The 22,831-nt window shown below is 72.5% G+C and carries 18 protein-coding genes and 1 pseudogene; 9 read left to right on the top strand and 10 right to left on the bottom strand.

The features are described 5' to 3' along the window. The 7 genes and pseudogenes from glnQ to glgX all read left to right on the top strand — a co-directional run. Positions 1-281: pseudogene (gene glnQ, locus QWZ14_RS09925) on the top strand (glutamine ABC transporter ATP-binding protein GlnQ); the annotation flags it as partial. Beyond that, positions 278-1,093, top strand: a complete 816-nt coding sequence (locus QWZ14_RS09920) for a substrate-binding domain-containing protein (protein WP_290316485.1) — start codon at positions 278-280, stop codon at positions 1,091-1,093. The pseudogene glnQ and the gene QWZ14_RS09920, both read left to right, overlap by 4 nt. Positions 1,094-1,185: 92 nt before the next feature. Continuing rightward, entirely contained in the window at positions 1,186-3,642 is a 2,457-nt protein-coding gene (locus QWZ14_RS09915; RefSeq protein ID WP_290316484.1) for a glycogen/starch/alpha-glucan phosphorylase, read from the top strand. A gap of 8 nt (positions 3,643-3,650) precedes the next feature. Further along, the gene (gene glgB, locus QWZ14_RS09910) at positions 3,651-5,918 is read left to right on the top strand and encodes a 1,4-alpha-glucan branching protein GlgB (RefSeq protein WP_290316483.1); all 2,268 of its coding nucleotides are present in this window, start codon (positions 3,651-3,653) and stop codon (positions 5,916-5,918) included. Next, positions 5,902-7,182, top strand: a complete 1,281-nt coding sequence (gene glgC, locus QWZ14_RS09905; RefSeq protein ID WP_290316482.1) for a glucose-1-phosphate adenylyltransferase — start codon at positions 5,902-5,904, stop codon at positions 7,180-7,182. The genes glgB and glgC overlap by 17 nt, the downstream gene beginning before the upstream one ends. Further along, positions 7,182-8,621, top strand: a complete 1,440-nt coding sequence (glgA, locus tag QWZ14_RS09900; RefSeq protein WP_290316481.1) for a glycogen synthase GlgA — start codon at positions 7,182-7,184, stop codon at positions 8,619-8,621. Before glgC ends, glgA begins: the two co-directional genes overlap by 1 nt. After that, positions 8,614-10,590 (top strand): glycogen debranching protein GlgX, encoded by a 1,977-nt coding sequence (glgX, locus tag QWZ14_RS09895; protein ID WP_290316480.1) that lies wholly within the window; start codon positions 8,614-8,616, stop codon positions 10,588-10,590. Before glgA ends, glgX begins: the two co-directional genes overlap by 8 nt. Here the strand turns inward: glgX and QWZ14_RS09890 are convergent. The 7 genes from QWZ14_RS09890 to QWZ14_RS09860 all read right to left on the bottom strand — a co-directional run bounded on the left by QWZ14_RS09890 (position 10,583) and on the right by QWZ14_RS09860 (position 17,016). After that, entirely contained in the window at positions 10,583-11,575 is a 993-nt protein-coding gene (locus QWZ14_RS09890) for a branched-chain amino acid ABC transporter permease (RefSeq protein WP_290316479.1), read from the bottom strand. The genes glgX and QWZ14_RS09890 overlap by 8 nt on opposite strands. After that, on the bottom strand, positions 11,572-12,426 hold the full coding sequence (locus tag QWZ14_RS09885) for a branched-chain amino acid ABC transporter permease (protein WP_290316478.1): 855 nt from the start codon (positions 12,424-12,426) through the stop codon (positions 11,572-11,574). The genes QWZ14_RS09890 and QWZ14_RS09885 overlap by 4 nt, the downstream gene beginning before the upstream one ends. Before the next feature lie 3 nt (positions 12,427-12,429). Then, complete coding sequence (locus QWZ14_RS09880) at positions 12,430-13,188, bottom strand: ABC transporter ATP-binding protein (RefSeq protein ID WP_290316477.1); 759 nt, start codon at positions 13,186-13,188, stop codon at positions 12,430-12,432. After that, complete coding sequence (locus QWZ14_RS09875) at positions 13,185-13,928, bottom strand: ABC transporter ATP-binding protein (RefSeq protein WP_290316476.1); 744 nt, start codon at positions 13,926-13,928, stop codon at positions 13,185-13,187. The genes QWZ14_RS09880 and QWZ14_RS09875 overlap by 4 nt, the downstream gene beginning before the upstream one ends. Then, a complete protein-coding gene (locus QWZ14_RS09870; RefSeq protein ID WP_290316475.1) occupies positions 13,925-15,259 on the bottom strand; it encodes an ABC transporter substrate-binding protein in 1,335 nt (444 codons plus the stop codon). The genes QWZ14_RS09875 and QWZ14_RS09870 overlap by 4 nt, the downstream gene beginning before the upstream one ends. A gap of 206 nt (positions 15,260-15,465) precedes the next feature. Beyond that, on the bottom strand, positions 15,466-16,440 hold the full coding sequence (locus tag QWZ14_RS09865; protein WP_290316474.1) for a Bug family tripartite tricarboxylate transporter substrate binding protein: 975 nt from the start codon (positions 16,438-16,440) through the stop codon (positions 15,466-15,468). Positions 16,441-16,539: 99 nt separating this feature from the next. Further along, a complete protein-coding gene (locus QWZ14_RS09860) occupies positions 16,540-17,016 on the bottom strand; it encodes a cupin domain-containing protein (protein ID WP_290316473.1) in 477 nt (158 codons plus the stop codon). Positions 17,017-17,197: 181 nt separating this feature from the next. Between QWZ14_RS09860 and QWZ14_RS09855 the strand changes: the two genes are divergently transcribed. Continuing rightward, the gene (locus tag QWZ14_RS09855; protein ID WP_290316472.1) at positions 17,198-18,415 is read left to right on the top strand and encodes a DUF2252 family protein; all 1,218 of its coding nucleotides are present in this window, start codon (positions 17,198-17,200) and stop codon (positions 18,413-18,415) included. A gap of 118 nt (positions 18,416-18,533) precedes the next feature. On the opposite strand, the gene QWZ14_RS09850 is transcribed toward QWZ14_RS09855, so the two are convergent. Continuing rightward, positions 18,534-19,424, bottom strand: a complete 891-nt coding sequence (locus QWZ14_RS09850; RefSeq protein WP_290316471.1) for an NAD(P)-dependent oxidoreductase — start codon at positions 19,422-19,424, stop codon at positions 18,534-18,536. Between the two features lie 86 nt (positions 19,425-19,510). On the opposite strand from QWZ14_RS09850, the gene QWZ14_RS09845 reads away from it, so the two are divergent. After that, positions 19,511-20,578, top strand: coding sequence for an amidohydrolase family protein (locus QWZ14_RS09845; protein WP_290316470.1), 1,068 nt, complete (start codon positions 19,511-19,513; stop codon positions 20,576-20,578). On the opposite strand, the gene QWZ14_RS09840 is transcribed toward QWZ14_RS09845, so the two are convergent. Together QWZ14_RS09840 and QWZ14_RS09835 are read right to left on the bottom strand one after the other, a co-directional pair. Beyond that, positions 20,575-21,210, bottom strand: a complete 636-nt coding sequence (locus tag QWZ14_RS09840; RefSeq protein ID WP_290316469.1) for a phosphatase PAP2 family protein — start codon at positions 21,208-21,210, stop codon at positions 20,575-20,577. The two genes, QWZ14_RS09845 and QWZ14_RS09840, sit on opposite strands and share 4 nt — an antisense overlap. 95 nt (positions 21,211-21,305) lie before the next feature. After that, complete coding sequence (locus QWZ14_RS09835) at positions 21,306-22,712, bottom strand: MFS transporter (protein ID WP_290316468.1); 1,407 nt, start codon at positions 22,710-22,712, stop codon at positions 21,306-21,308. Positions 22,713-22,831: the final 119 nt, after the last annotated feature.

The raw sequence follows: 22,831 nt of genomic DNA, 5'->3' as shown, positions 1-22,831 counted from the left end.
CCGCCGCCCTGGCGCCGCCGGTGCTGTTCCTCGACGAGCCCTGCGCCAGCCTCGACCCCGGCGCCACCCGGGCGGTGGAGGAGATCGCCGCCGGCATCGCCGCCGGCGGCTGCAAGATCGTGATGACCACGCATGACCTCGGCCAGGCCCGGCGGCTGGCCGGGGAGGTGGTCTTCCTGCACCGTGGCCGGGTGCTGGAAGCCGCCCCGGCCGACCGCTTCTTCGCCGGCCCGGCCAGTGCCGAGGCCGCCGCCTTCCTCCAAGGGGAGTTGCTCTGGTGACCCGTCGCAGCCTTCTGCTCTCGCTCCTGGCCATGCCGGCCACCGCGCAGGCCCAGGACCGCTTCATCACCCTGGCCTCGACCACCAGCACGGAGCAGTCCGGGCTGTTCGGGCATATCCTGCCGGCCTTCACCCGGGAGACCGGCATCGCCGTCCGCGTCGTGGCGCTCGGCACCGGCCAGGCGCTGGACGTCGGCCGCCGCGGCGATGCCGATGCGCTGCTGGTGCACGACCGCGCGGCGGAGGACCGCTTCGTGGCGGAGGGCTTCGGCGGCCCGCGCCGGCAGGTCATGTACAACGACTTCATCCTGGTCGGCCCCGCCGCCGACCCGGCCCGGATCGGCGAGCTGGGCGACGTGGCGGAGGCGCTCCGCCGCATCGCCGCGGCGGGGGCGCCCTTCGTCTCCCGCGGCGACCGCAGCGGCACCCATGCGGCGGAGCTGCGGCTGTGGCGGCTGGCCGGGGTGGACCCGCTGGCCGGCCGCGGCGGCTGGTACCGCGAGGTGGGGCAGGGGATGGGCCCGGCGCTGAACGCCGCCGCGGCGCAGGATGCCTACCTGCTGGCCGACCGCGGCACCTGGCTGGCCTTCCGCAACCGGCAATCCCTGACGATCCTGGCGGCAGGTGACGCCCGGCTGCTGAACCAGTATGGTGCCATCGCGGTGAGCCCACAGCGGCACCCGCATGTGAAGGCGGCGGAAGCCCAGCGCTTCATCGACTGGCTCTGCGGCCCGGCCGGGCAGGCGGCCATCACCGGCTACCGCATCAACGATGAGCAGTTATTCTTCGCCAATGCCGCCACCCGCGGTTGAGCGCGTAACAGTTCAGTTTTTCGAAATGGTCTGCCACTATCGCAGGTTTCAGGCGGCGCCAGCCGCAGGGCAGCTTGAAAGGTCTAGACTCCGTGAATGCGCTGACCGAACCCCAGAAGCCCACCGCCGCCGAGGCGGATGCGCTGCGTGCCGCCATCGTCCGCAAGCTCACCTACGACCTGGGCAAGAGCCAGGCAGGGGCGCGGGACCGTGACTGGTTCATGGCGACGGCGCTGGCGGTGCGCGACCGCATCGTGGATCGCTGGCTGAGCGCGACCCGCGCCGCCTACGAGACCGGGCAGAAGCAGGTCTACTACCTCTCGCTCGAATTCCTCATCGGCCGGCTGCTGCGGGACGGCGTGACCAACCTCGGCCTGACCGAGCTGGTGGACGAGGCGCTGGCGCCGCTCGGCGTCGACTTCGAGAAGGTGCGCCAGGCCGAGCCCGATGCGGCGCTGGGCAACGGCGGCCTCGGCCGGCTCGCCGCCTGCTTCATGGAAAGCCTGGCGAGCCTCGGCATCCCCGCCTTCGGCTACGGCATCCGCTACGAGCACGGGCTGTTCCGCCAGATCATCCGCGACGGCTGGCAGCAGGAATACCCCGAGGACTGGCTGAACAACGGCAACCCCTGGGAATACGCCCGGCCCGAGATCAGCCACGACATCGGCTTCGGCGGCGCGGTGGAAGCCGTGGTCGTCTCCGAGGCGCGGGTCCGCCATGTCTGGCACCCCGCCGAGGTGGTGCAGGCCGTCGCCTACGACACGCCGGTGGTCGGCTGGCGCGGCGAGCACGTGAACACCCTGCGGCTCTGGTCGGCCCGCGCCGCCGACCCGCTGAAGCTCGATGCCTTCAACTACGGCGACCACCTGGGCGCCCTGGCCGACCGGGTGCGGCAGGAGAGCATCTGCAAGGTGCTCTACCCCTCGGACGAGAGCCCGGCCGGGCAGGAGCTGCGGCTGAAGCAGGAGTATTTCTTCGCCTCCGCCGCGCTGCAGGACCTGGTGCGGCGGCACCTTCGCGTCTACGGCGACCTGAAGTCGCTGCCGGACCGGGTGGCGATCCAGCTGAACGACACCCACCCGGCCATCGCGGTGCCGGAGCTGATGCGCATCTGCGTCGACCTGCACAACATCCCCTGGGACGAGGCCTGGACGATCACCCAGGGCACCATCAGCTACACCAACCACACCCTGCTGCCGGAGGCGCTCGAGAGCTGGCAGGTGCCGCTGATGGAGCGGCTGCTGCCGCGCCACATGCAGATCATCTACATGATCAACGCCTTCCACCTCGACCGGGTGCGCGCCGCGCATCCCGAGGACGGGCGGCTGCTCTCCTCGGTCTCGCTGATCGAGGAGGCGCACGGACGGCGGGTGCGCATGGGGCATCTCGCCTTCGTCGGCTCGCACAAGGTCAACGGCGTCTCGGCGCTGCATACCGACCTGCTGAAGAAGACCGTGTTCAAGGACTTCCACGCGCTGTCGCCGGACAAGGTGGTGAACAAGACCAACGGCGTCACCTTCCGGCGCTGGCTGCAGCAGTGCAACCCGGGGCTGACCGGGCTGCTGACCGAGACCATCGGCCCGCGCTTCCTCGACGATGCCGGGGCGCTGGCGGCGCTGCAGCCCTTCGCCCGGGATGCCGCCTTCCAGACCAAGTTCCTCGCGGTGAAGCGGCAGAACAAGGAGGCGCTGGCCAGCGTCATCCGCGCCTCGCTCGACCTGCGGGTCGACCCCGAGGCGATGTTCGACGTGCAGATCAAGCGCATCCACGAATACAAGCGCCAGCTGCTGAACGTGCTGGAGACGGTGGCGCTCTACGACGCCATCCGCAGCCAGCCCACCCGCAACTGGGTCCCCCGCGTGAAGATCTTCGCCGGCAAGGCGGCGGCGAGCTACCACCGCGCCAAGCTCATCATCAAGCTGGCGCATGACGTGGCCCGGGTGGTGAACAGCGATCCCACGGTGCGCAACCTGCTGAAGGTGGCGTTCCTGCCGAACTACAACGTCTCCCTCGCCGAGGTCATCGTCCCCGCCGCCGACCTCTCGGAGCAGATCTCGACCGCGGGCATGGAGGCGTCGGGCACCGGCAACATGAAGCTCGGGCTGAACGGCGCGCTGACCATCGGCACGCTGGACGGTGCCAACGTCGAGATGCTGGAGCAGGTCGGGCCGGAGAACATCCACATCTTCGGCATGACCACCGAGGAGGTGGCGGCGCGCCGGCACGAAGGCCTGCAGGGTGCCCATGCGATCGAGGCCTCGCCGCGGCTGTCCGAGGTGCTGGAGGCGATCGGCTCCGGCGTCTTCTCCCCGGACGACCGGCACCGCTACCGCGACCTGGTCGAGGCCCTGCGCGGCAGCGACTACTTCATGGTCGCCGCCGACTTCGACGCCTACTACGACAGCCAGCGCGAGGTGGATGCGCGCTGGGCCAGCAGCGCCGGCTGGCAGCAGGCGGCGATCCTCAATACCGCGAGCATGGGCTGGTTCTCCTCCGACCGGACCATCCGCGAATACGCCGAGGACATCTGGAACGTGCCGGTGCGCTGAGGGCCGGCGTGCCGGAGACCGGGCCGGTGGGGGAGGCCTGGCGGGCGACGGAGGCGGCGGTCGACGCCATCCTCGGGGCGCGCCACGACGACCCCTTCGCCGTGCTCGGGCCGCATGCGGTGGCCGCGCCCGCGGCGGCCGCTTCGCATGTGCTGCGGGCCTTCGTGCCGGGGGCGGCGAGCCTGGCGCTGCTGCGGCCGGGCGGCGAGGTCGCCCTCGCTTGCCGCCACCCGGACGGCTTCTTCGAGGCGCTGCTGCCCGGCCCGCCGCCCGCGCCGGGCTACCGGCTGCGGGCCGGCGGCGGTGCCGCCTTCGCCGACCCCTTCGGCTTCGGCCCCTGCCTCGGCCCGCTCGACGACCACCTGCTGCGGGAAGGCACCCATACCCGGCTGCAGGAGCGGCTGGGCGCGCATGCGGTGACCCATGCGGGGGTGGCGGGCACCCGTTTCGCCGTCTGGGCGCCACGGGCCGGGCGGGTCTCGGTGGTGGGCGGCTTCAACGGCTGGGACGGGCGGCGGCACCCGATGCGGCGGCGCCCGGACAGCGGGATCTGGGAGATCTTCCTGCCCGGGCTCGGCGCCGGGGCCGCCTACCAGTACGAGATCATGGCCGGCGAGGGACCGGAGGCCGGCCGCGTGCTGCCCCTGAAGGCGGACCCCCTCGGCTTCGCCGCGGAGTTGCGGCCCGGCACCGCCTCCGTCGTCGCCGACCCCGCGCCCTTCGCCTGGGGGGACGCCGAATGGATGGCGGCCCGCGCCGGGCGCGACGCGCTGCGCGCGCCGCTGGCGATCTACGAGGCCCATGCCCCCTCCTGGCGGCGCCACCCGGACGGGCGCTTCTGGCACTGGGACGAGCTGGCGGCGGCGCTGATCCCCCATGTCGCCGGGCTCGGCTTCACCCACATCGGGCTGCTGCCGGTGATGGAGCATGCCTGCGATGCCTCCTGGGGCTACCGGCCGACCGGGATCTTCGCGCCCACCGCCCGGCTCGGCGGGCCGGAGGGGCTGGCGCGCTTCGTCGACGCGGCGCATGCGGCCGGCATCGGGGTGATCCTCGACTGGGTGCCGGCGCAGGTGCCGCCGGACGCGCACGGGCTGGCCCGCTTCGACGGCGCCCCGCTCTACGAGCGCCCGGACCCGCGGCACGGCGCCGAGGCCGGCCAGGGCGCCGCCACCTACGACTACGGCCGGCCCGAGGTGGCGGCCTTCCTCGTCTCCAGCGCGCTGTACTGGCTGCACCACTTCCATGCCGACGGGCTGCGGGTGGATGCGGTCTCCTGCATGATCCACCTCGACCATGGCCGGCCGCCGGGCGGCTGGGTGGCGAACGACGACGGCGGCACGGCCGACCACGATGCCCGGGGCTTCCTCCGCCGGCTGAACGCGCTGGTGGCGCAGGAGGCGCCGGGGGCGCTGATGATCGCCGAGGAGGCGACGGACTTCCCCGGGGTCACCGCGGCGGATGGGCTGGGCTTCACCTTCAAGTGGAACCTGGGCTGGGCGCACGACACCCTGCGCTACATGGCGCATGATCCGCTGCAGCGGCGCTGGTTCCACGGGCTGATGAATTTCGGCCTGCTCTATGCCTTCGACGAGGCCTTCATCCTGCCGCTCAGCCATGACGCGGTGGCGCCGGGCCAGGGCAGCCTGCTCGGCCGGATGCCCCGGGGGGACGCGGGCGGCCCCGGCCAGGACGAGGACTGGCAGCGCTTCGCCAACCTCCGCTGCTACTACGGCTTCATGTGGGCCCATCCGGGCAAGAAGCTGCTCTTCATGGGCGGCGAGTTCGGCCAGTGGCGGGAATGGTCGGAGGCGCGCGAGCTGGACTGGGCGCTGCTGCGGGACCCGCGGCACCAGGGGGTGCAGGCCCTGGTGCGCGACCTGAACCGGCTGCACCGGGCGGTGCCGGCGCTGCATGCCGGGGACCGGCGGGCGGAAGGCTTCCAGTGGATCGACCCCGACGACGAGATGCGCTCGGTGCTGACCTGGATCCGCCAGGACGGCGACAGCCTGGTCGCGGTGCTCTGCAACCTGACGCCGGTGCCGCGGCCGGACACCCGGATCGGCCTGCCGCGGACGGGCCGCTGGCGGGAGGTGCTGAACACGGATTCGAAGGTATACGGAGGCTCGAATCTCGGCAATTTGGGAATCGTGGAGGCGGTGCCGGTGCCCGCTTTCGGCCTGCCCGCGTCGGCCAGCGTCCTGCTGCCGCCGCTGGCCACGGTCTACCTGATGCCGGACGACGCGGGGGGACCAGAGGATGTCGAACAGCCGTGAATACGGGCCCGAGCGCGTGCAGGGCCCGCTCGCCCGCAGCGCCATGGCCTTCGTGCTCGCCGGCGGGCGCGGCAGCCGGCTGATGGAGCTGACCGACCGCCGCGCCAAGCCGGCGGTCTACTTCGGCGGCAAGTCGCGCATCATCGACTTCGCCCTCTCGAATGCCATCAACTCCGGCATCCGCCGGGTCGCGGTGGCGACGCAGTACAAGGCGCACAGCCTGATCCGCCACCTGCAGCGCGGCTGGAATTTCCTCCGGCCCGAGCGGAACGAGAGCTTCGACATCCTGCCCGCCAGCCAGCGCATCTCGGAGCAGAACTGGTACCTCGGCACCGCCGACGCGGTGCACCAGAACGCCGACATCATCGCCGACATGGCGCCGCGCCACATCGTGCTGCTGGCCGGCGACCATGTCTACAAGATGGACTACGAGAAGATGCTGCAGCAGCACGTCGAGCAGGGCGCCGACGTGACCGTCTGCAGCATGGCGGTGCCGCGCATGGAGGCGACCGGCTTCGGCGTGATGAAGGTGGACACCACCGGCCGCATCGTCGACTTCGTGGAGAAGCCGGCCGACCCGCCCGGCATCCCGGACCGGCCGGACCTGGCGCTGGCCAGCATGGGCATCTATGTCTTCGAGACCAGGTTTCTGCTCGACCAGCTGAAGCGCGACGCCGAGGATCTCACCTCCCAGCACGACTTCGGCAAGGACCTGATCCCCTGGATCGTCCGCAACGGCAAGGCGGTGGCGCATCGCTTCGAACGCTCGGTGGTGCGCTCCTCCTCCGAGCTGGTGCCCTACTGGCGGGACGTCGGCACGGTGGACGCGTATTGGGAGGCCAATATCGACCTCACCGACATCGTCCCGCCGCTCGACCTCTTTGACCGCGACTGGCCGATCTGGACCTATGCCGAGATCACCCCGCCGGCCAAATTCGTCCATGACGTGCCGGGCCGGCGCGGCGAGGCGATCTCCTCCCTGGTCTCGGGCGGCTGCATCATCTCGGGCGGCACGGCGCGGCGGTCGCTGCTCTGCACCCATGCGCACATGCATTCCTGGTCGAAGCTCGATGGCGCGGTGGTGCTGCCGCAGGTCGACATCGGCCGCTACGCGCGGCTGACCAACGTGGTGGTGGACCGCGGCGTGCGGATCCCCGAGGGGCTGGTGGTGGGCGAGGACCCGGTCGAGGACGCCCGGCGCTTCCGCCGCACCGACCGCGGCATCTGCCTCATCACCCAGGCGATGCTGGACAAGCTCGCCTGATGCGGGTGCTGGCCGTCGCCTCCGAATGCTTCCCCCTGGTGAAGACGGGGGGGCTGGCGGATGTGGTCGGCGCCCTGCCGGGGGCGCTGGCGCCGCAGGGCATCGCGGTCACCACGCTGATCCCCGGCTACCCGGCGGTGCTGGCGGCCATCGAACGGCCGCGCCCGGTGCTGTCCCTGCCCGAGCTGTTTGGCGGGCCGGCGCGGCTGCTGCGGGCGACCCATGCCGGGCTCGATCTGCTGCTGCTGGATGCGCCGCATCTGTTTGCCCGGGCGGGCAATCCCTACCTCGCGCCCGATGGCGCCGCCTGGGCGGACAACGGGCTGCGCTTCGCCGCGCTCTCGGCGGCGGCGGCGATGGTGGCGACGGGGGCGGCCAAGGGCCTCGCCTTCGAGGCGGTGCACGCGCACGACTGGCAGGCCGGGCTGGTCGGCGCCTATCTGCGGCACGTCCATGCCAGCGCGCTGCCGCTGGTCTTCACCATCCACAACCTGGCCTTCCAGGGCCAGTACCCCGCCAGCCTCTTCCCCGCGCTGGGCCTGCCGCCGGCCGCCTTCGGCATCGAGGGGGTGGAGTATTTCGGCCAGGTCGGCTTCCTCAAGGCCGGGCTCTGGTTCGCCGACCGGATCACCACGGTCTCGCCGACCTATGCCATGGAGATCCGCACCGCCGCGGGCGGCATGGGGCTCGACGGGCTGCTGCGCGGCCGCGGCGGCGCGGTCAGCGGCATCCTCAACGGCATCGACGATGCCGAGTGGAACCCGGCGACGGACGCCCATCTCGCCGCCCGCTTCGACGCCAGGGACCCGGCGCCGCGGGCGCTGAACAAGGCGGAATTGCAGGCCCGCTTCGGCCTGGCGGCGGAGCCGGCGGCGCCGCTGTTCCTCTTCGTCGGGCGGCTGGCCTGGCAGAAGGGGGTGGACCTGGTGCTGGACGCGCTGCCGGCGCTGCTGGGGGAGGGCGGGCAGCTCGCCATCCTCGGCACCGGCGAGGCGGCGCTGGAAGCCCGCTGCCGGGACGCGGCGGCGGCCCACCACGGCCGGGTCGGCACGGTCATCGGCTTCGACGAGGCGCTGGCGCGGCTCGGCTACGGCGGGGCGGATGCGGTGCTGGTGCCCTCCCGCTTCGAGCCCTGCGGCCTCGCCCAGCTCTGCGCGCTGCGCTACGGCGCGCTGCCGGTGGTGGCGCGGGTCGGCGGGCTGGCGGATACTGTGATCGACGCCAACGAGGCGGCGCTGGCGGCCGGCAGCGGCACCGGGGTGCAATTCGCCCCCGCCACCGCCGAGGCGCTGACGGCCGCGATCCTCCGCACCACCGGGCTCTACCGGGATGCGCCGGCCTGGGCGCAGGTGCAGCGCAACGCGCTGGCCGGCGACGTGTCCTGGCGCCGCTCCGCCGCGCGCTACGCGGCCTTGTTGCATGGGATATCGCATGGCTGATGGTCGGGTGGGCGAGGGTGTGCCGGAGCCGCTGGGGGTGGTGGCCGATGCGGCGGGGGTGAATGTCGCCGTCGTCGCGCCGGAGGCGACCGGGGTGGAGTTCTGCCTCTTCGATGCGACCGGCACGGTGGAGCTGGCGCGGCATGCGCTGCCCGGGCGGTGCGGGGCGGTGTGGCACGGCCATGTTCCCGGCGTGGCGCCCGGGGCCCGCTACGGCCTGCGGGCGCATGGGCCCTGGGACCCGGAGGTGGGGCACCGCTTCAATGCGGCCAAGCTGCTGGTCGATCCCTGGGCGACCGCGCTCGACCGGCCCTTCCGGCTGGACCCCGTCCTGTTCGACACCGGGGACCGGCCGGATGCCGCCGACAGCGTGGCGGCGGTGCCGAAGGCCATCGTCGCGCCGCCGCCGGCGCCGCCGGCGCCGCCGGTGCCGCTGCCGGCCGGGCCGCGGGTGATCTACGAGCTGCACGTCCGCGGCTTCACCATGCGCCACCCCGGGGTGCCGGAGGCGATCCGCGGCACCTTCGCCGGCCTCGCCCATCCGGCGGCCATCGCCCACCTCAAGGCGCTCGGCGTCACCCATGTGGAGCTGCTGCCGGTGGCGGCGGGGGTCGACGAGCGGCACCTGCCGCCGCTCGGCCTGACCAACTACTGGAACTACAACCCGGTCGCCTTCCTGGTCCCCTGCCCGAAGCTGGCGCCGGGCGGCATGGCCGAGGTACGGGCCGCCGTCGCCGCGCTGCGCGAGGTCGGGATCGGCACCATCCTCGACGTGGTCTTCAACCACAGCGGCGAGGGCGATGCCGACGGTCCGACGCTGTCGCTGCGCGGGCTCGGCAATGCCGGCTTCTACCGGGTGCGCGGGCGCGGCTACGCCAATGATTCCGGCTGCGGCAACACGCTGGCGCTGGACCGGCCCTGGCCGCTGCGGCTGGTGATGGACGCGCTGCGGCACTGGGCGGTGCAGGCGGGGGTGGCGGGATTCCGGCTGGACCTGGCCGCCACCCTGGGGCGGCGGGACCACGGCTTCGACCCCGAGGCCCCGCTGCTGAGCGCGATGCGCCAGGACCCGGTGCTGCGGCACTGCCTCATCATCGCCGAGCCCTGGGACATCGGCATGGGCGGCTACCAGCTCGGCCGCTTCCCGCCCGGCTGGGGCGAGTGGAACGACCGCTTCCGCGACACGGTGCGGCGCTTCTGGCGTGGCGACGCCGGGATGCTGGGGGAGCTGGCGACGCGCTTCGCCGGCTCGGCCGACCTGTTCGGGCCCGGCCGGTCGCTGGCCGACAGCGTCAATTTCGTCACCGCGCATGACGGCTTCACCATGGCCGACCTGGTCTCCTTCACCCATCGCCGCAACGAGGCCAACGGCGAGCAGAACCGCGACGGCGGCGGCGAGAACCATTCCTGGAACCATGGCACCGAGGGGCCGAGCGACGACCCCGCGGTGCGGGCGCGGCGGGCGGCGGACGTGCGGGCGCTGCTGGCGACGCTGCTGCTGGCCCGCGGCACGCCGATGCTGTCCATGGGCGACGAGGCCGGGAGGAGTCAGGGCGGCAACAACAATGCCTATGCCCAGGACAATGCCCTCTCCTGGTTCGACTGGGCGGGCATGGATGCGGGGCTGGCGGCCTATGCCGGCCGGCTGGTCCGCGCCCGGCTGGCGCATCCGGCGCTCCATGCCGCGGCCCGGCTGACCGGGGCCGGGGATGTCGCCTGGCTGCGGCCGGAGGGCGGGGCCTTCGAGGACTGGCACAGCGGGCGCAGCATCGTCGTGCTGCTGCAGGCGGCGGGCGACCGGGTGCTGGTCGCGCTGCATGGCGGCGACGTGCCCTGCCCGCTGGTGCTGCCGCCGCCGCGCCCCGGCTTCGCCTGGCGGCTGCTGGCGGACAGCGCCGGGGAGGCCGGGCCGGAGACGCGTCCCCTGGCGCCGCGCAGCGTCCGCCTGCTGGCGGAGGCGGCTACTTAGCCGCCACCGGCACGCCCAGCGCCGGCGGCGCCGCGGCCGGCTTCCGCCGGCGCTCGAAGATGCCGACGATGCCGCGCGGCAGGTAGATCATGAAGAGCACCAGCAGGATGCCGTAGATGAAGGGCGCGCCGCCGGTGAAATCGGTGCCGAAGGCGACCCGCAGCGATTCGTCGAGGCCGATGGTGATGATGGCGCCGACGGTCGGGCCGAGCGGCGCATACATGCCCCCCGCGATGGCGCCGAAGACGATCTGCAGCGAGGGACCGAGGCCGGCGAGGGATTCCGGGTTCAGGTACATCCGGTACTGCGCGGTCAGCGCCCCGGCCAGGGCGGCGAGCCCGGTCGAGATCAGGGTGACCTTCAGCTTCTCCCGCGTGACGCGGATGCCGATGGAGGCCGCCGCATCCTCATCCTCCGAGATCGCCGCCAGCGCCTTCGAGGACATCGAGCGGTCGAGCAGCCACCAGGCGAGCAGCCCGCCGGCCCAGGCGGCGAGCGCCAGCCACCAGAAGCCCGTCTTGTCGAATTGCATCGCCAGGAAGGCGCTTTCCGGCGGCACCCGGTCCGGCGTCATGCCGAGCGAGCCGCCGGTGTACTCGCGGAGCGCGGTGATGAGGATGCGGACGATCTCGCCGGCCGCCAGCGTCACCAGCGCGAAGTAATGGCCGATGACCTTCAGCCGGAAGCAGGGATAGCCGAGCAGCACGCCGGCCCCCGCCGCCAGCGCCACCCCGATGGGGATGCCGACCCAGGGCGAGAGCCCCGCCATGTTCCACAGCAGCGCCATGGTATAGGCGCCGATGCCGAGGAAGGCGCCATGGCCGAAGGAGACGAGGCCGTAGCGCCCCATCATCGCCCAGCCGGTGCCGGCGACCGCGGTCAGCAGCACGGTGACGCCGAGGTGGATGAAATACTCCGGCGGCGAGAGCAGCGGCAGGCAGGCCAGCAGCGCGACGACGACGGCCCAGGGAATGAGGGATTTCATCGGGCGAACAACCCCCGGGGACGGGCGAACATGGTGACGATGAAGAAGCCGAAGGCCACCACGTAGGAGAATTCGGTGGTGCCCCAGAAGCCGCCGACCGAGACGATGATCCCCATCAGGAAGGCCGCGAGGAACCCGCCCAGCATGTTCCCGAGCCCGCCCATGACGCAGATCATGAAGGTGATGGGACCGAAGGACAGGCCGACGAAGGGGTGGACGTCGAGCTGCACCACCAGCAGGCAGGCCGCCAGCCCGGCCAGCGCCCCGCCCACCGCCGAGGCGATGAGGTAGATGCGCTGCGGGTCGACCCCCATCAGCGGCATCACCTCCCTATCGCGGGCGATGGCGCGGATGGCGGTGCCGACATAGGTGTACTTGAGGAAGGCCCAGAGGATGGCGGCGCCGACCAGCGCCGCGCAGAAGGCCGCCAGCTTGGTGCCGCTGACGAAGATCTCGCCCACCTCCATCGGCGGCATGTCGACGCCGAGGCTGCGGAACTCGGTGCGGAAGACCAGCGTCATCGCGCCCTGCAGCAGGAACAGAACGCCGCCCGTCGCCAGCACCTGGTTGATCGGCGGCGAGGACAGCAGCGGCCGCACGACAAGGTAGTGCAGCGCGATGCCGAGCAGCGAGACGATCGGCAGGCAGGTGGCGAAGGCCAAGGGCAGGGGCCAGCCGAGCTGGGTGAAGAGGAACCAGACGGCATACATGCCGACCATCACCAGCTCGGCGTAGCAGAGCCAGACCACGTCGACGACGCCGAAGACCAGGTTCAGCCCCAGCGCCGGCAGGGCGAAGACGCCACCCAGCAGGATGCCGTTGACCAGGGCCTCCAGGAGAAACGGGTCCATGGGTCAATGCCCTCCCAGATAGCTGCGGCGGATGGCGGGGTCGGCGGCAAGCTCGGCGGAACGGCCCTCGGCGGCGACGCGGCCGGTCTCGAGCACATAGGCGCGGTCGACGACGCGCAGCACCTGCGCCACGTTCTGCTCGACGATCAGCACCGTCAGGCCTTCCTGGCGGATGCGGCGGACGAGGTCGAAGACCTGCTGCACCACCAGCGGCGCGAGCCCGGCCGAGGGCTCGTCCAGCAGCAGGATGCGGGGGCCGCACATCAACGCCCGGCCGATGGCGCACATCTGCTGCTCGCCGCCCGACATGGTGCCGGCGAGCTGGTGCCTGCGCGCCTTCATCTTCGGGAAGAGCTCATAGACATGGTCCCGCCGCGCGATGAAATGCGGCCGCGCGGCCGGGGAGAAGGCGCCGACCTTGAGGTTCTCCTCCACCGTCAGATGCGGGAAGAGCCGCCGGTTCTCCGGCACATGGGCGATGCCGAGGGCGGGCAGCGCATGCGCCGGGGTGGTGGTCAGGTCATGGCCGTCGAAGCGCAGGCTGCCGGCGGTCGGGCGGATGAGGCCGGAGATGACCCGCAGCAGGGTGGTCTTGCCCGCCCCGTTCGGGCCGACGACGCCGACCGCCTCGCCGGGGTCGACATGCAGCCCGACGCCGAAGAGGGCCGCGAAGTCGCCGTAGCCGGCATGGACGCCGTTGAGCTCGAGCGAGGCGCTGGAGGCGGGGCGGGGCCGGTGCAGCGGTTCCACGGCGGCGCTCATGCGACCCTCGATTCCGGCGGGCCGAGATAGACCTCGGCGACCTTCTCATCCTCCTGCGCCTGCTGCGGCGTGCCCTGGAAGATGACCGCGCCATGGTCCAGCACCACCACCCGGTCCACGACGGAGAGAAGCACGCCCATGATGTGCTCGACCCAGACGATGGTGATGCCGCGCTCGTCGCGGATGCGCTTCAGCATGGCGGCCGCCTGGTACATCTCGGTGGTGTCGAGCCCGCCGAGGCTCTCGTCGGCCAGCAGCAGCTTCGGCTGGGTGGCCAGGGCCCGGGCCAGCTCCAGCTTCTTCAGCCCGGCGGCGCCGAGCCCCTGGGTCGTCGCATGCGGGTCGACCGGCAGCTGCGCCAGCTTCAGCGCGTCCCGGGCGCGGCTCTCGGCCTCCTCCCGGCTGATATGGCCGCCGGCGCCGTAATGCGCGGCAAGCGCGGCATTCTCGAGCAGCGACAACCCGCGGAAGGGGCGGGGGATCTGGAAGGTGCGGCCGATGCCGCGCCGGCAGGTCTCATCGGCCGTCAGCCCGCCGATCTCCTCCCCGGCGAGCTTCACCGAACCGGCGCTGGGCTTCAGCATCCCGGCGATGCAGTTGAAGGTGGTGCTCTTGCCCGAGCCGTTCGGCCCGAGCAGGCCGAGGATCTCCCCCTTGGCGACCGAGAAGGAGACCGCGTCGACGGCGGTGAAGCCGCCGAAGCGCTTGGTCAGTCCCGCGACCTCGAGCAGGGCTGTCATCGGGCGGCGAAGGCATGGCCGGCGGGCAGCGGCAGCACCGGCGGCACGCCGATGGCGGTCGGCCAGATGACGCGGGACTTGCCGTTGTCGAATTGCATGACCACGGCGATGCTGCGCTGGTTCTGCCCGGCCATCGCATCCCCGGGGGGCGCGAATTTCACCCCGTAGCCCTGGATGGTGCCGCCGGTCGGGATGTCGATCTCGAGCGCGGCCTCGCGCAGCGCATCCGCGGTCATGCCGCCGGTCTTCCGCACCGCGGGCTTGAGCACGTGCTCGAGGAAGATCCAGGTGTTGTTGAAGCCCATGGAGGCATGCGGCGGCAGGTCGCGGAGGTTGTGCTTGGCCTGGAACTTCTCGACGAAGGCCTTCGCCAGGTCGCCGACGCCGGGGCCGAGCTTCGACCAGTCCAGCATCTGGGTCGCCGCCGGGTCGACGTTGCACATGTGGTTGACGTCGGCGCCGAAGGTCTCGGTCAGCCGGTCGATCTGCGACCAGCCGGCACCATGGCCGATCAGCATCTTGAAGCGCAGCCCGCCGGACTTGGCCTGGCGGAGGAACAGCGTGATGTCCGGGTTGTAGCCGACCTGGAAGACCACGTCCGGGCGTTCCCGCCGCAGCTTGGTCACCAGCGTCGAGAGGTCGGGCGCGGTCGCCGCATAGGCTTCCTTCAGCACGATCGGCATGCCGCGCTGCTTGGCATTGGCCTCAATGGCGGAGGAGACGCCGGTGCCGTAGGGGCCGTCCTCGTAGATGACGCCGAGCTTCACCTTGTCGGGCGCCGTGCCGAGCTTGGCCTGGGCGTGCTCGTGGATCATCGAGACCGAGCCTTCGCCGTACTGGTCCGAATGCACGGTGGGGCGGAAGACGTAGCGGAAATTCTTGTCCTTCAGGACAGCGGTGGCGATCGCCGAGGTGATCCACATCATCTTCTTCGACTGCTCGAAGCGGCCCGAGAGCGGGACGGCATGGGCGGAGGAATAGATGCCCGTCACCACCTCCAGCCGTTCCTGGCCCAGCAGGCGCTCGGCCTCGTTGATGGCGACGTCGGCCTTCGACTGGCTGTCGGCGGTGATGGCCTGGACCGGCCGGCCGTCGACCCCGCCGGCGGCGTTGAACATCTCGATCGCCACCTCGGCGCCCCAGAACAGCGGCTGGCTGCCGGCGCCGGCGAAGGGGCCGGAGAGGTCGGTCATCACGCCGACCCGCAGCGGGTCGCCGCCGCGCGCCGGCGCTTGGGCGCGGGCGACGGTGGCGGGCAGGGTGAGCGCGCCGGCGGCGAGGCCCGCACCGGATTGCAGCAGGCCGCGACGGGTGGTCCCGAGGTCTTTCATGGATGAGTCTCCCTGGAGGATCTTGTTCGTGCGGCCGCCGCGGGGCGGGGCCGATGGGTCAGGCGGCGGCATCCCGATGCCGGGTGCTGGCCGCGCTCGGCCGTGGAATGCCGTCCGGCATCAGGCGTCTCCCTTCCCGGCGCCGTCTGTCGCGGCGCGTTTCAGTACGAAGCCAAGCCTTGTTGCGCGGCGGCGTCAAGCGCCCCCTAGCCCTCCTGCGGAATGCCGGCGCGGCGGATGAGGTCGCGCCAGTAGGGCACCTCGCGGGCGATGCGGTCGGCCAGGCCTTCCGGGCCGCCGCCGCGGAGGCCGAAGCCGGCGGCGCGCAGGCGGCCGGCGGTCGTCGGCTCGGCCAGCACCGCCCGCGCTGCGGCCTCCAGCCGCCGGATGATGGCCGGCGGCGTGCCGGCGGGGGCGAGCAGGCCCTGGAAGGTTTCGGAGACGAAGCCGGGATAGCCGAGCTCGAGCATGGTCGGCACCTCCGGCAGGTCGGGCCAGCGCTCGGCGCCGGTGATGGCGAGCGCGCGGAAGGCGCCCGACCGGATATGCGGCTGGGCCGGCGGCAGGGCGGTGATGCCGACCGGGGTGGTATTGGCCAGCAGCGACTGCACCGCCAGCGCCGCGCTGGCGTGCGGCACCTGGACGAAGCGGATCCCGGCGGCGAGCTGCAGCAGCTCCGCCGTCAGGTGCGGGGTGGAGCCGGTGCCGGGATTGGCGAGGTCGAGCCCGCCCGGCTGCACCCGGGCGCGGGCGACGAGGTCGGCGACCGAGCCGATGCCGGATTGCGCCGTGGCGAGGATGACATTGGGCGAGGCGCCGAGCTCCGTGATCGGCGCGAAGTCCCGCACCGGGTCGTAGCCGGGGTTGCGGAACAGGCTGGGGTTCACGACGAAGCCGGTCGAGGTGACCAGTAGGGTGTAGCCGTCGGGCGCGGCCCGGGCCGCGGCGGCGACGCCGATGTTGCCGCCGCCGCCGCCGCGGTTCTCGACCACGACCGGCTGGCCGAAGGCCCCGCCGAACCCGGCCGCGAGCACGCGGGCCATGACGTCGGTCGGCCCGCCGGGGGCGAAGGGGACGATCAGCCGGATGGCGCGGCCCGGATAGGCCTCGGCGCGCGCCGCGGCGGGGCCGGCGGCCAGTCCAGGGACCAGGCGCAGGATCAGGCGGCGGGTCACCCGCATGGCGTCGTTCCTCCGCGGCGGCCATCCTTGCGCGGGCCGCCCTTGCCGGGAGGATGCGGAAGGCGCCGCCGCCGCGTCAAGCGGCGGCGGCGGGCGCCCTCAGGGCACCGCGACGGTATCGCCCGGCCGCTGCGGCGGCAGCTTGATGGCCAGCGCGCGGAACCGCCCGGTGGTGGCGCGCGAGCCGGCATGGACCGTGCCCTTCGGGATGATGACGAGGTCGCCGGCCTTGACCTGCATCTCCCGCTCGCCGAGCCAGAAGGAGCCGGCGCCGTCGAGGATGAGCTGGATCTCGTTCGCGTCGGCGTGGAAGTGGCGCATGACGTTGCCGCTCTGGAGGCTGACGGTGCCGTCGCCGGTGGCGCTCAGCAGGCGGGAGCGGAGGTCGGTGTTCGGCACCAGCGGGCCGATCTCGTCGTCGGTCATGGCCATGACGTTGATGATCTGCGGCACCATGGGCGGCGGCCCCGGCTGCGCCTCGGCCTCCGGGACGACGCGGGCGGCGAGCAGCCCGGCGGCGAAGGCGGCGGCAAGGCAGGCGCCACGGCCGGCATGGCGGAGGAGGGGCTGGCGCATCGGTGTCTCCTGAAGGTCTGGACGCGCGGTGATGATCCGCCGCGCCGGGCCGGTCCCGCAACCCCGGCCGCGGCGAAACCTAAGGGGATCGTAATGTCATCTTTCTGCAGCATCGGCCGTTGGGACGCCTGACCGCAGAAGGACCGACGATGCTTCCCCCATGCCAGGGCCTAATGGCCCGATGAGCGGCGCCGCCCGGGCGAAGGCCGGCCCCCGGCCGCAAGACCGGCCGGCGATCCTGGCCGCCGACCGCAACCGCAAGATGGCCTCCTCGGCCCATGCCTATGTGCGGGGCAGCACGACGCGCTTCTACGAATGGCTCGAGGCCTCGGGGCGGCTGCGGCTGCCGGAGGGTCCGCCGGTCTGGATTTGCGGCGACTGCCATGTCGGCAACCTCGGGCCGGTGGCCAGCGCCGAGGGGGCGCTGGCGCTGCAGGTGCGCGACCTCGACCAGACGGTCATCGGCAACCCGGCGCACGACATCATCCGGCTCGGCCTGTCGCTGGCGATGGCGGCGCGGGGCTCCGACCTGCCCGGGGTGACGACGGTCCATATCCTCGAGCAGGTGGTCGCCGGCTACGAGGCCGCCTTCGCCCCGGAGACCGCGGCGGCCCCCGGGGCCGGCGCCAGCCCGAAGCTCATCCGCTCGGTGATGCGCGAGGCCGCCCGCCGGTCCTGGAAGCACCTGGCCGACGAACGGATCGAGGGCGTGGCGCCGGTCATCCCGCTGGGCAAGCGCTTCTGGCCGCTGACCCGGGCGGAGCGGGAGGCGGTCGAGGCGCTCTTTGCCGAGGATGCGCTGCGCGGGCTGGCGACCGCGCTGCGCTCGCGCGATGCCTCCGCCCCGGTGCGGGTGCTGGATGCCGCCTACTGGCGCAAGGGCTGCAGCTCGCTCGGCCGGCTGCGGCTCGCGGTGCTGGTCGCGGTCGATACCGGCAAGGCCGAGCGGCACTGCCTGATGGACGTGAAGGAGGCGATCGCCGCCGCCGCCCCGCGCAGCGGCGCCGGCGAGATGCCGCGCGACAATGCCGCGCGGGTGGTGGCCGGCGCCCGGGCGCTCTCGCCCTTCCTCGGCGGGCGGATGGTCGCGGCGCGGCTGCTGGACAAGGCCGTCTTCATCCGGGAATTGCTGCCGCAGGACCTCAAGCTCGAGATCGAGCACCTGACCCGGGCCGAGGCGATGGACGTGGCCGCCTTCCTCGCCCAGGTCGTCGGCCAGGGCCATGCCCGGCAGATGGAGGCCGCGGGCCGCCGGCACTGGCTGGCCGAATTGCAGCGCCATCGGCCCAGGACGATCGATGCGCCCTCCTGGCTCTGGAACAGCACCGTCGAACTGGTGGCGGCACACGAGGCGGCCTACCTCGAGCATTGCCGCCGCCACGCGATGCAGCCCGGCTGACGCGTCAGCGGCCGCGCCGGGCCGCGATGGTGACGAACATGACCACCACCAGGATGATCATCCCGGTCCGGTGCTCGGCGATCCATGCAAGCGCCTGTTCAAGTGGCATGCTCTCTCCTCAGGTGATGGTCCGGCCCGGCCAGAAGGCCGGCATCGCCGAGCCGTCCCGGCCGCCCCAGCCGGCGGCGGCGGCGCTGTCATAGGCCGTCAGCGCCGTCTCCGTCATCGGCAGGCGCGCCCCGCGGGCGGAGGCTTCCGCCAGCATGGCGCGGAGGTCCTTGCGGATGCCGTCGATGTCGAAGGCGGTGGCGCCGAGGTCCGCGCCCTGCAGGGCGCGGGCGATGGTGCCGCCGCGGATCTTCAGCACGTTGGCGCCGCCGGTGGTGTCGCCGAACAATTCCATCAGCCAGGCCGGGTCGTGGCCGAGGTGGGCGCAGAGCGTCACCGCCTCCCCCAGCGTCTGGTAGTAGAGCGCCAGCGGCAGGTTGATGGCGAGCTTCATGGAGGCGCCGGCGCCGATGGGCCCGACATGCTCGATGCGGCGGCACAGCTGCTCCAGCAGCGGCCGGGCCCGGGCGACATCCTCGGCGCGGCCGGCGGCGAGGCCGAGCAGCCTGCCCTGCCGCGCCGGGGCGGTGGTGCCGCCGACCGGGCATTCGACGAAGGCGCCGCCGCGGGCCTCGACGCGCGGGGCCAGGGCCTGCGGCGCCTCCGGCCGCAGCGTGCTCATCTCGATCACCAGCCGGCCCGTGAGATCGGCGGCCAGGATGCCCTGCGGGCCGGCATAGACCGCCTCGACGGCGGCGGCGTCGGTCAGGACGGTGACGATGACCTCCACCGCCCCGGCCAGCGCCGCCGGGCTTTCGGCCAGGGTGGCGCCGGCCGCCGCCAGCGGCGCGCATTTCTCCGCCGAGCGGTTCCAGACCGTCACGGCATTGCCCGTCTCCAGCAGCCGCGCCGCCAGCGCCGCCCCCATCCGGCCGAGGCCGGCGATCCCGATCCGCGCCATGCTGTGCTCCCCCGCGTGTCGCCGGCAGGATGGCCCGGGCCGGGGGTGCCGGGCTAGCCTCACCCCCAGCAGGGGAGACCGCGTGCATGACCGAGCCCAGCAACCACTACGGCGCCACCGCCGCCCGCCGCCACGCCAGGCCGGGGCGGGAGACGCGGCCCGCGTCGCTGACCGTCGACATCCACGCCCATGTGCTGGTGCCCGAGGCCGGCGCCTTCGTCGCCCCGCACCTCGACCCCGCCACCATCCCGCTGTCCCGCTTCGCCACGCCCGAAACCCGGGCGCTGAACGCGAAGCAGAATGCCGACCGGCGGGAGGTCTTCCTGCGGCACGGCCCGCGGCTGGCGGCGCTGGATGCCATGGGCATCGACTTGCAGGTCTGCGCGCCGCCGCCGCCGCAATGCTACTACACCGTGCCGCTCGAGATCGCAGTGCCGGCGACGCGCATGGTCAACGACGGCATCGCCGCCTTCTGCGCCGCGCGGCCGGACCGCTTCATCGGCCTCGGCTCCGTGCCGATGCAGGATGCCGGCGAGGCGGTGCGCGAGCTCGGGCGCTGCATGGGCCCGCTCGGCTTCAAGGGCGTGCAGGTGCTGACGACGGTGGGGGACAAGGAGCTCTCGGACCCCGCCTTCGAGCCTTTCTGGGCGGCGGCGGAGCGGTTCGGCGCGCTGGTGATGATCCACCCCAACGGCTTCTCGGACGGGGCCCGCCTCACCCGCTTCTACCTCAACAACGTCCTCGGCAACCCGCTCGATACCACCGTCGCGCTGCATCACCTGATCCTCGACGGCGTGCTGGAACGCTACCCGGGGCTCAAGATCCTGGCGGTCCATGGCGGCGGCTTCATGCCAGCCTATTCCGGCCGCATCGACCACGCCTGGGGCGCGCGCTCCGACAGCCGCGGCGCCCTGCCGCAGCCGCCGACGCACTACCTGCGCAAGGTGTATTTCGACACCATCGTCTTCACCCCGCATCAGCTCGAGTATCTGGTGAAGGTCTATGGCGTGGACAGGATCGTCATGGGGACCGACTTCCCCTTCGACATGGCCGACAGCGACCCGATCGGCCATGTCTGCGCGGTCGAGAGCTTCGACGAGGCGACCCGCGCGGCGCTGGCCGGCGGCACCGCGAAGGCGCTGCTCGGCCTCTAGCCCTGCGCGGCCCGGCGGCAACAGGCGCCGACGGTCACGCCCAGCAGCATCCCCGTGACCAGGTCGGTGAGGAAATGCGCGCCGACCCCCATCAGCGCCCCGCCCACCGCGGCACAGCCCAGCAGCCAGGCCAGCCGCAGCGGCCAGCCGTAGGCCCAGGCGAAGGCGGTCAGCACGCCGAGCACCGCCATGTGCCCGGAGGGAAACGACCCGGCATAGAACAGGTGGAAACTCCGCAGCGGGCTGCTGTAGTGGCGGAACCACATCACCGGCTCGACCCGGCCGAACAGCAGCTTGAACTCGGTCTTCAGGGCCAGCGCCACGCAGACGCCGAGGCCGGCGAGGAACAGCGTATTCCAGCCGCCCCGCAGCCGCCCCGCCGCGCAGCGCCACAGGCCGAGCCCGGCCGTCCCGGTGATGGCCAGGGCGGTCAGCGCCTCCGGCCCGCGGATCAGCAGATAGGCAGGCCGCGACGGACCGATCCAGCGGTACATCGCCAGCGCCAGCCAATGGTCCGCTAGCACCACGCCCGCCAGCGACCCGGCACAGGCCACCACCCAGATCGCCAGCCACAACGGCAGGCTGGTCCAGGCGGGCCGTACCGGGGCGTCGTGGCGCGGGGCCTCCGGCATCGGTCCTCAACCCTCCTGTCTGCTGGGACAGGGGGTTAGAGGGCCGCGGCGGCGCCGGTCAAACCGCAATGCGGTGTGCCCGGCGCCGCATCCTGTCAGACGTGGATGCCGTCCAGCTCCTTGCCCGCATTCTCCGGGCTCCAGAACCAGACCACCGCGCCCTGCAGCAGCATCACCACGGGTATCAGCAGGAAGGCCGCGGCGAAGCTGCCGGTGCCCTCCCGCAGCCAGACCGCGACGAAGGGCCAGAGCACGTAGCCGATGAAGAAGGCGACCGCCCAGGAGAAGCCGTTGCCCACGCCGCGGATGCGGGTCGGGTAGATCTCGGTCGTGTAGGTCGTGGCCGGCCCCCAGACGCCGAGGAAGCCGATGCTCCAGAGCAGGCCGTAGGTCCAGAGCATCGGCTTGCTGTCGGCATAGACCCAGAGGGTCAGGAACAGCGCGCCCTCCAGCAGCATCAGCAGGAAGCCGAGCCGGCGGCCGAACCTGTCGATGATCCAACCGGCGCCGGCGATGCCGAGCACGCCCACCAGCCCCCAGGCGATGTAGAAGCTGCCGTATTCCGCCGCGGTCCAGCCGTGCGCCTCCTTCAGGAAGAGCGGCATCCAGAGCCCGACGGTGGAGAAGGCGATCAGGTTGGTTGTCGCGACGAAGGTGGCGAGCGCGGTGTTGCGCCGCATGTCCGGCAGGAACAGCTGCCGGATGCCCACCTTCTCGGCCTTGCCGATCCAGGCGCCGTCGTCCTCGCTCAGCCGGGCGCCGCGCGCCTGCTGGTCCCGGATGCGCCGCTTGCGGTCGATGGTGCGGACCCAGTAGGGCGATTCCGGGCAGAGCAGCCGGACGTAGATCGCCAGCAGCGCCACCACGCCGGGCAGGATGAAGGCGGCGCGCCAGCCCCAGCCGCCGACGACGAAGGCGGTGATGGTGCCGGCCAGCGCCGCGCCGACGCCCCAGGCCGCGCGGTCGGCGCAGACGATCCGCCCGCGCAGCCGCGCCGGCCAGGTCTCCGCCACCAGCATCGAGCCGATGGCCCATTCGCCGTTCAGCGCGAAGCGGCACATCGCGTAGGCGGCGACGAAGAAGCCCCAGCTCGGCGCGAAGGCGACCAGCGGCATCATCAGCGAGAACATGGCGATGTTGATGGCCAGCAGGTTGCGCCGGCCGTAGCGGTCGGCCAGCCAGGGCCAGAGGTAGAGCCCGATGATGCCGACCAGCATGGCGATCTGCACGCCGGTCCGGTACTCCGGCAGGCCGACGGCAAATTCGGCCATGACCATCGGCGCGACCAGCGCGAAGATCGCGCCATCCATGCCGTCGAAGCCCCAGCCCAGGCCATTGGCCCAGGCGATGTGCCAATGCGTGCCGGTCAGCTTCTGCTGCTGCGCCACGTTGCGATAGGCCGGGGAGCGCAGGTGATGCTCCTCCAGCGGGCCGCCCGCGATCAGGGCGGGGTCGGTGGTGGGTGCTGGTCTGCTGGCCGCTCCGTAGGTTGTCGTGCTCATGCGCTTCCTCCTGGTTCGCGCGTTGCTCGCGCTTTGCCGGGCGCCGCGGGGCGTCCGGGTGGACCATGGTGGTTGGCGCGGGTCGCCCCGCGCTGGGGCGATCGTGACCGCCGGCTCCG

The sequence above is a fragment of the Paeniroseomonas aquatica genome, from assembly GCF_030409335.1.
GTDB classification, from domain to species: Bacteria; Pseudomonadota; Alphaproteobacteria; order Acetobacterales; family Acetobacteraceae; genus Belnapia; species Belnapia aquatica.
The sequence above is the reverse complement of the archived record's forward strand: the minus strand, read 5'-3'. Positions and strand labels throughout refer to the sequence as shown.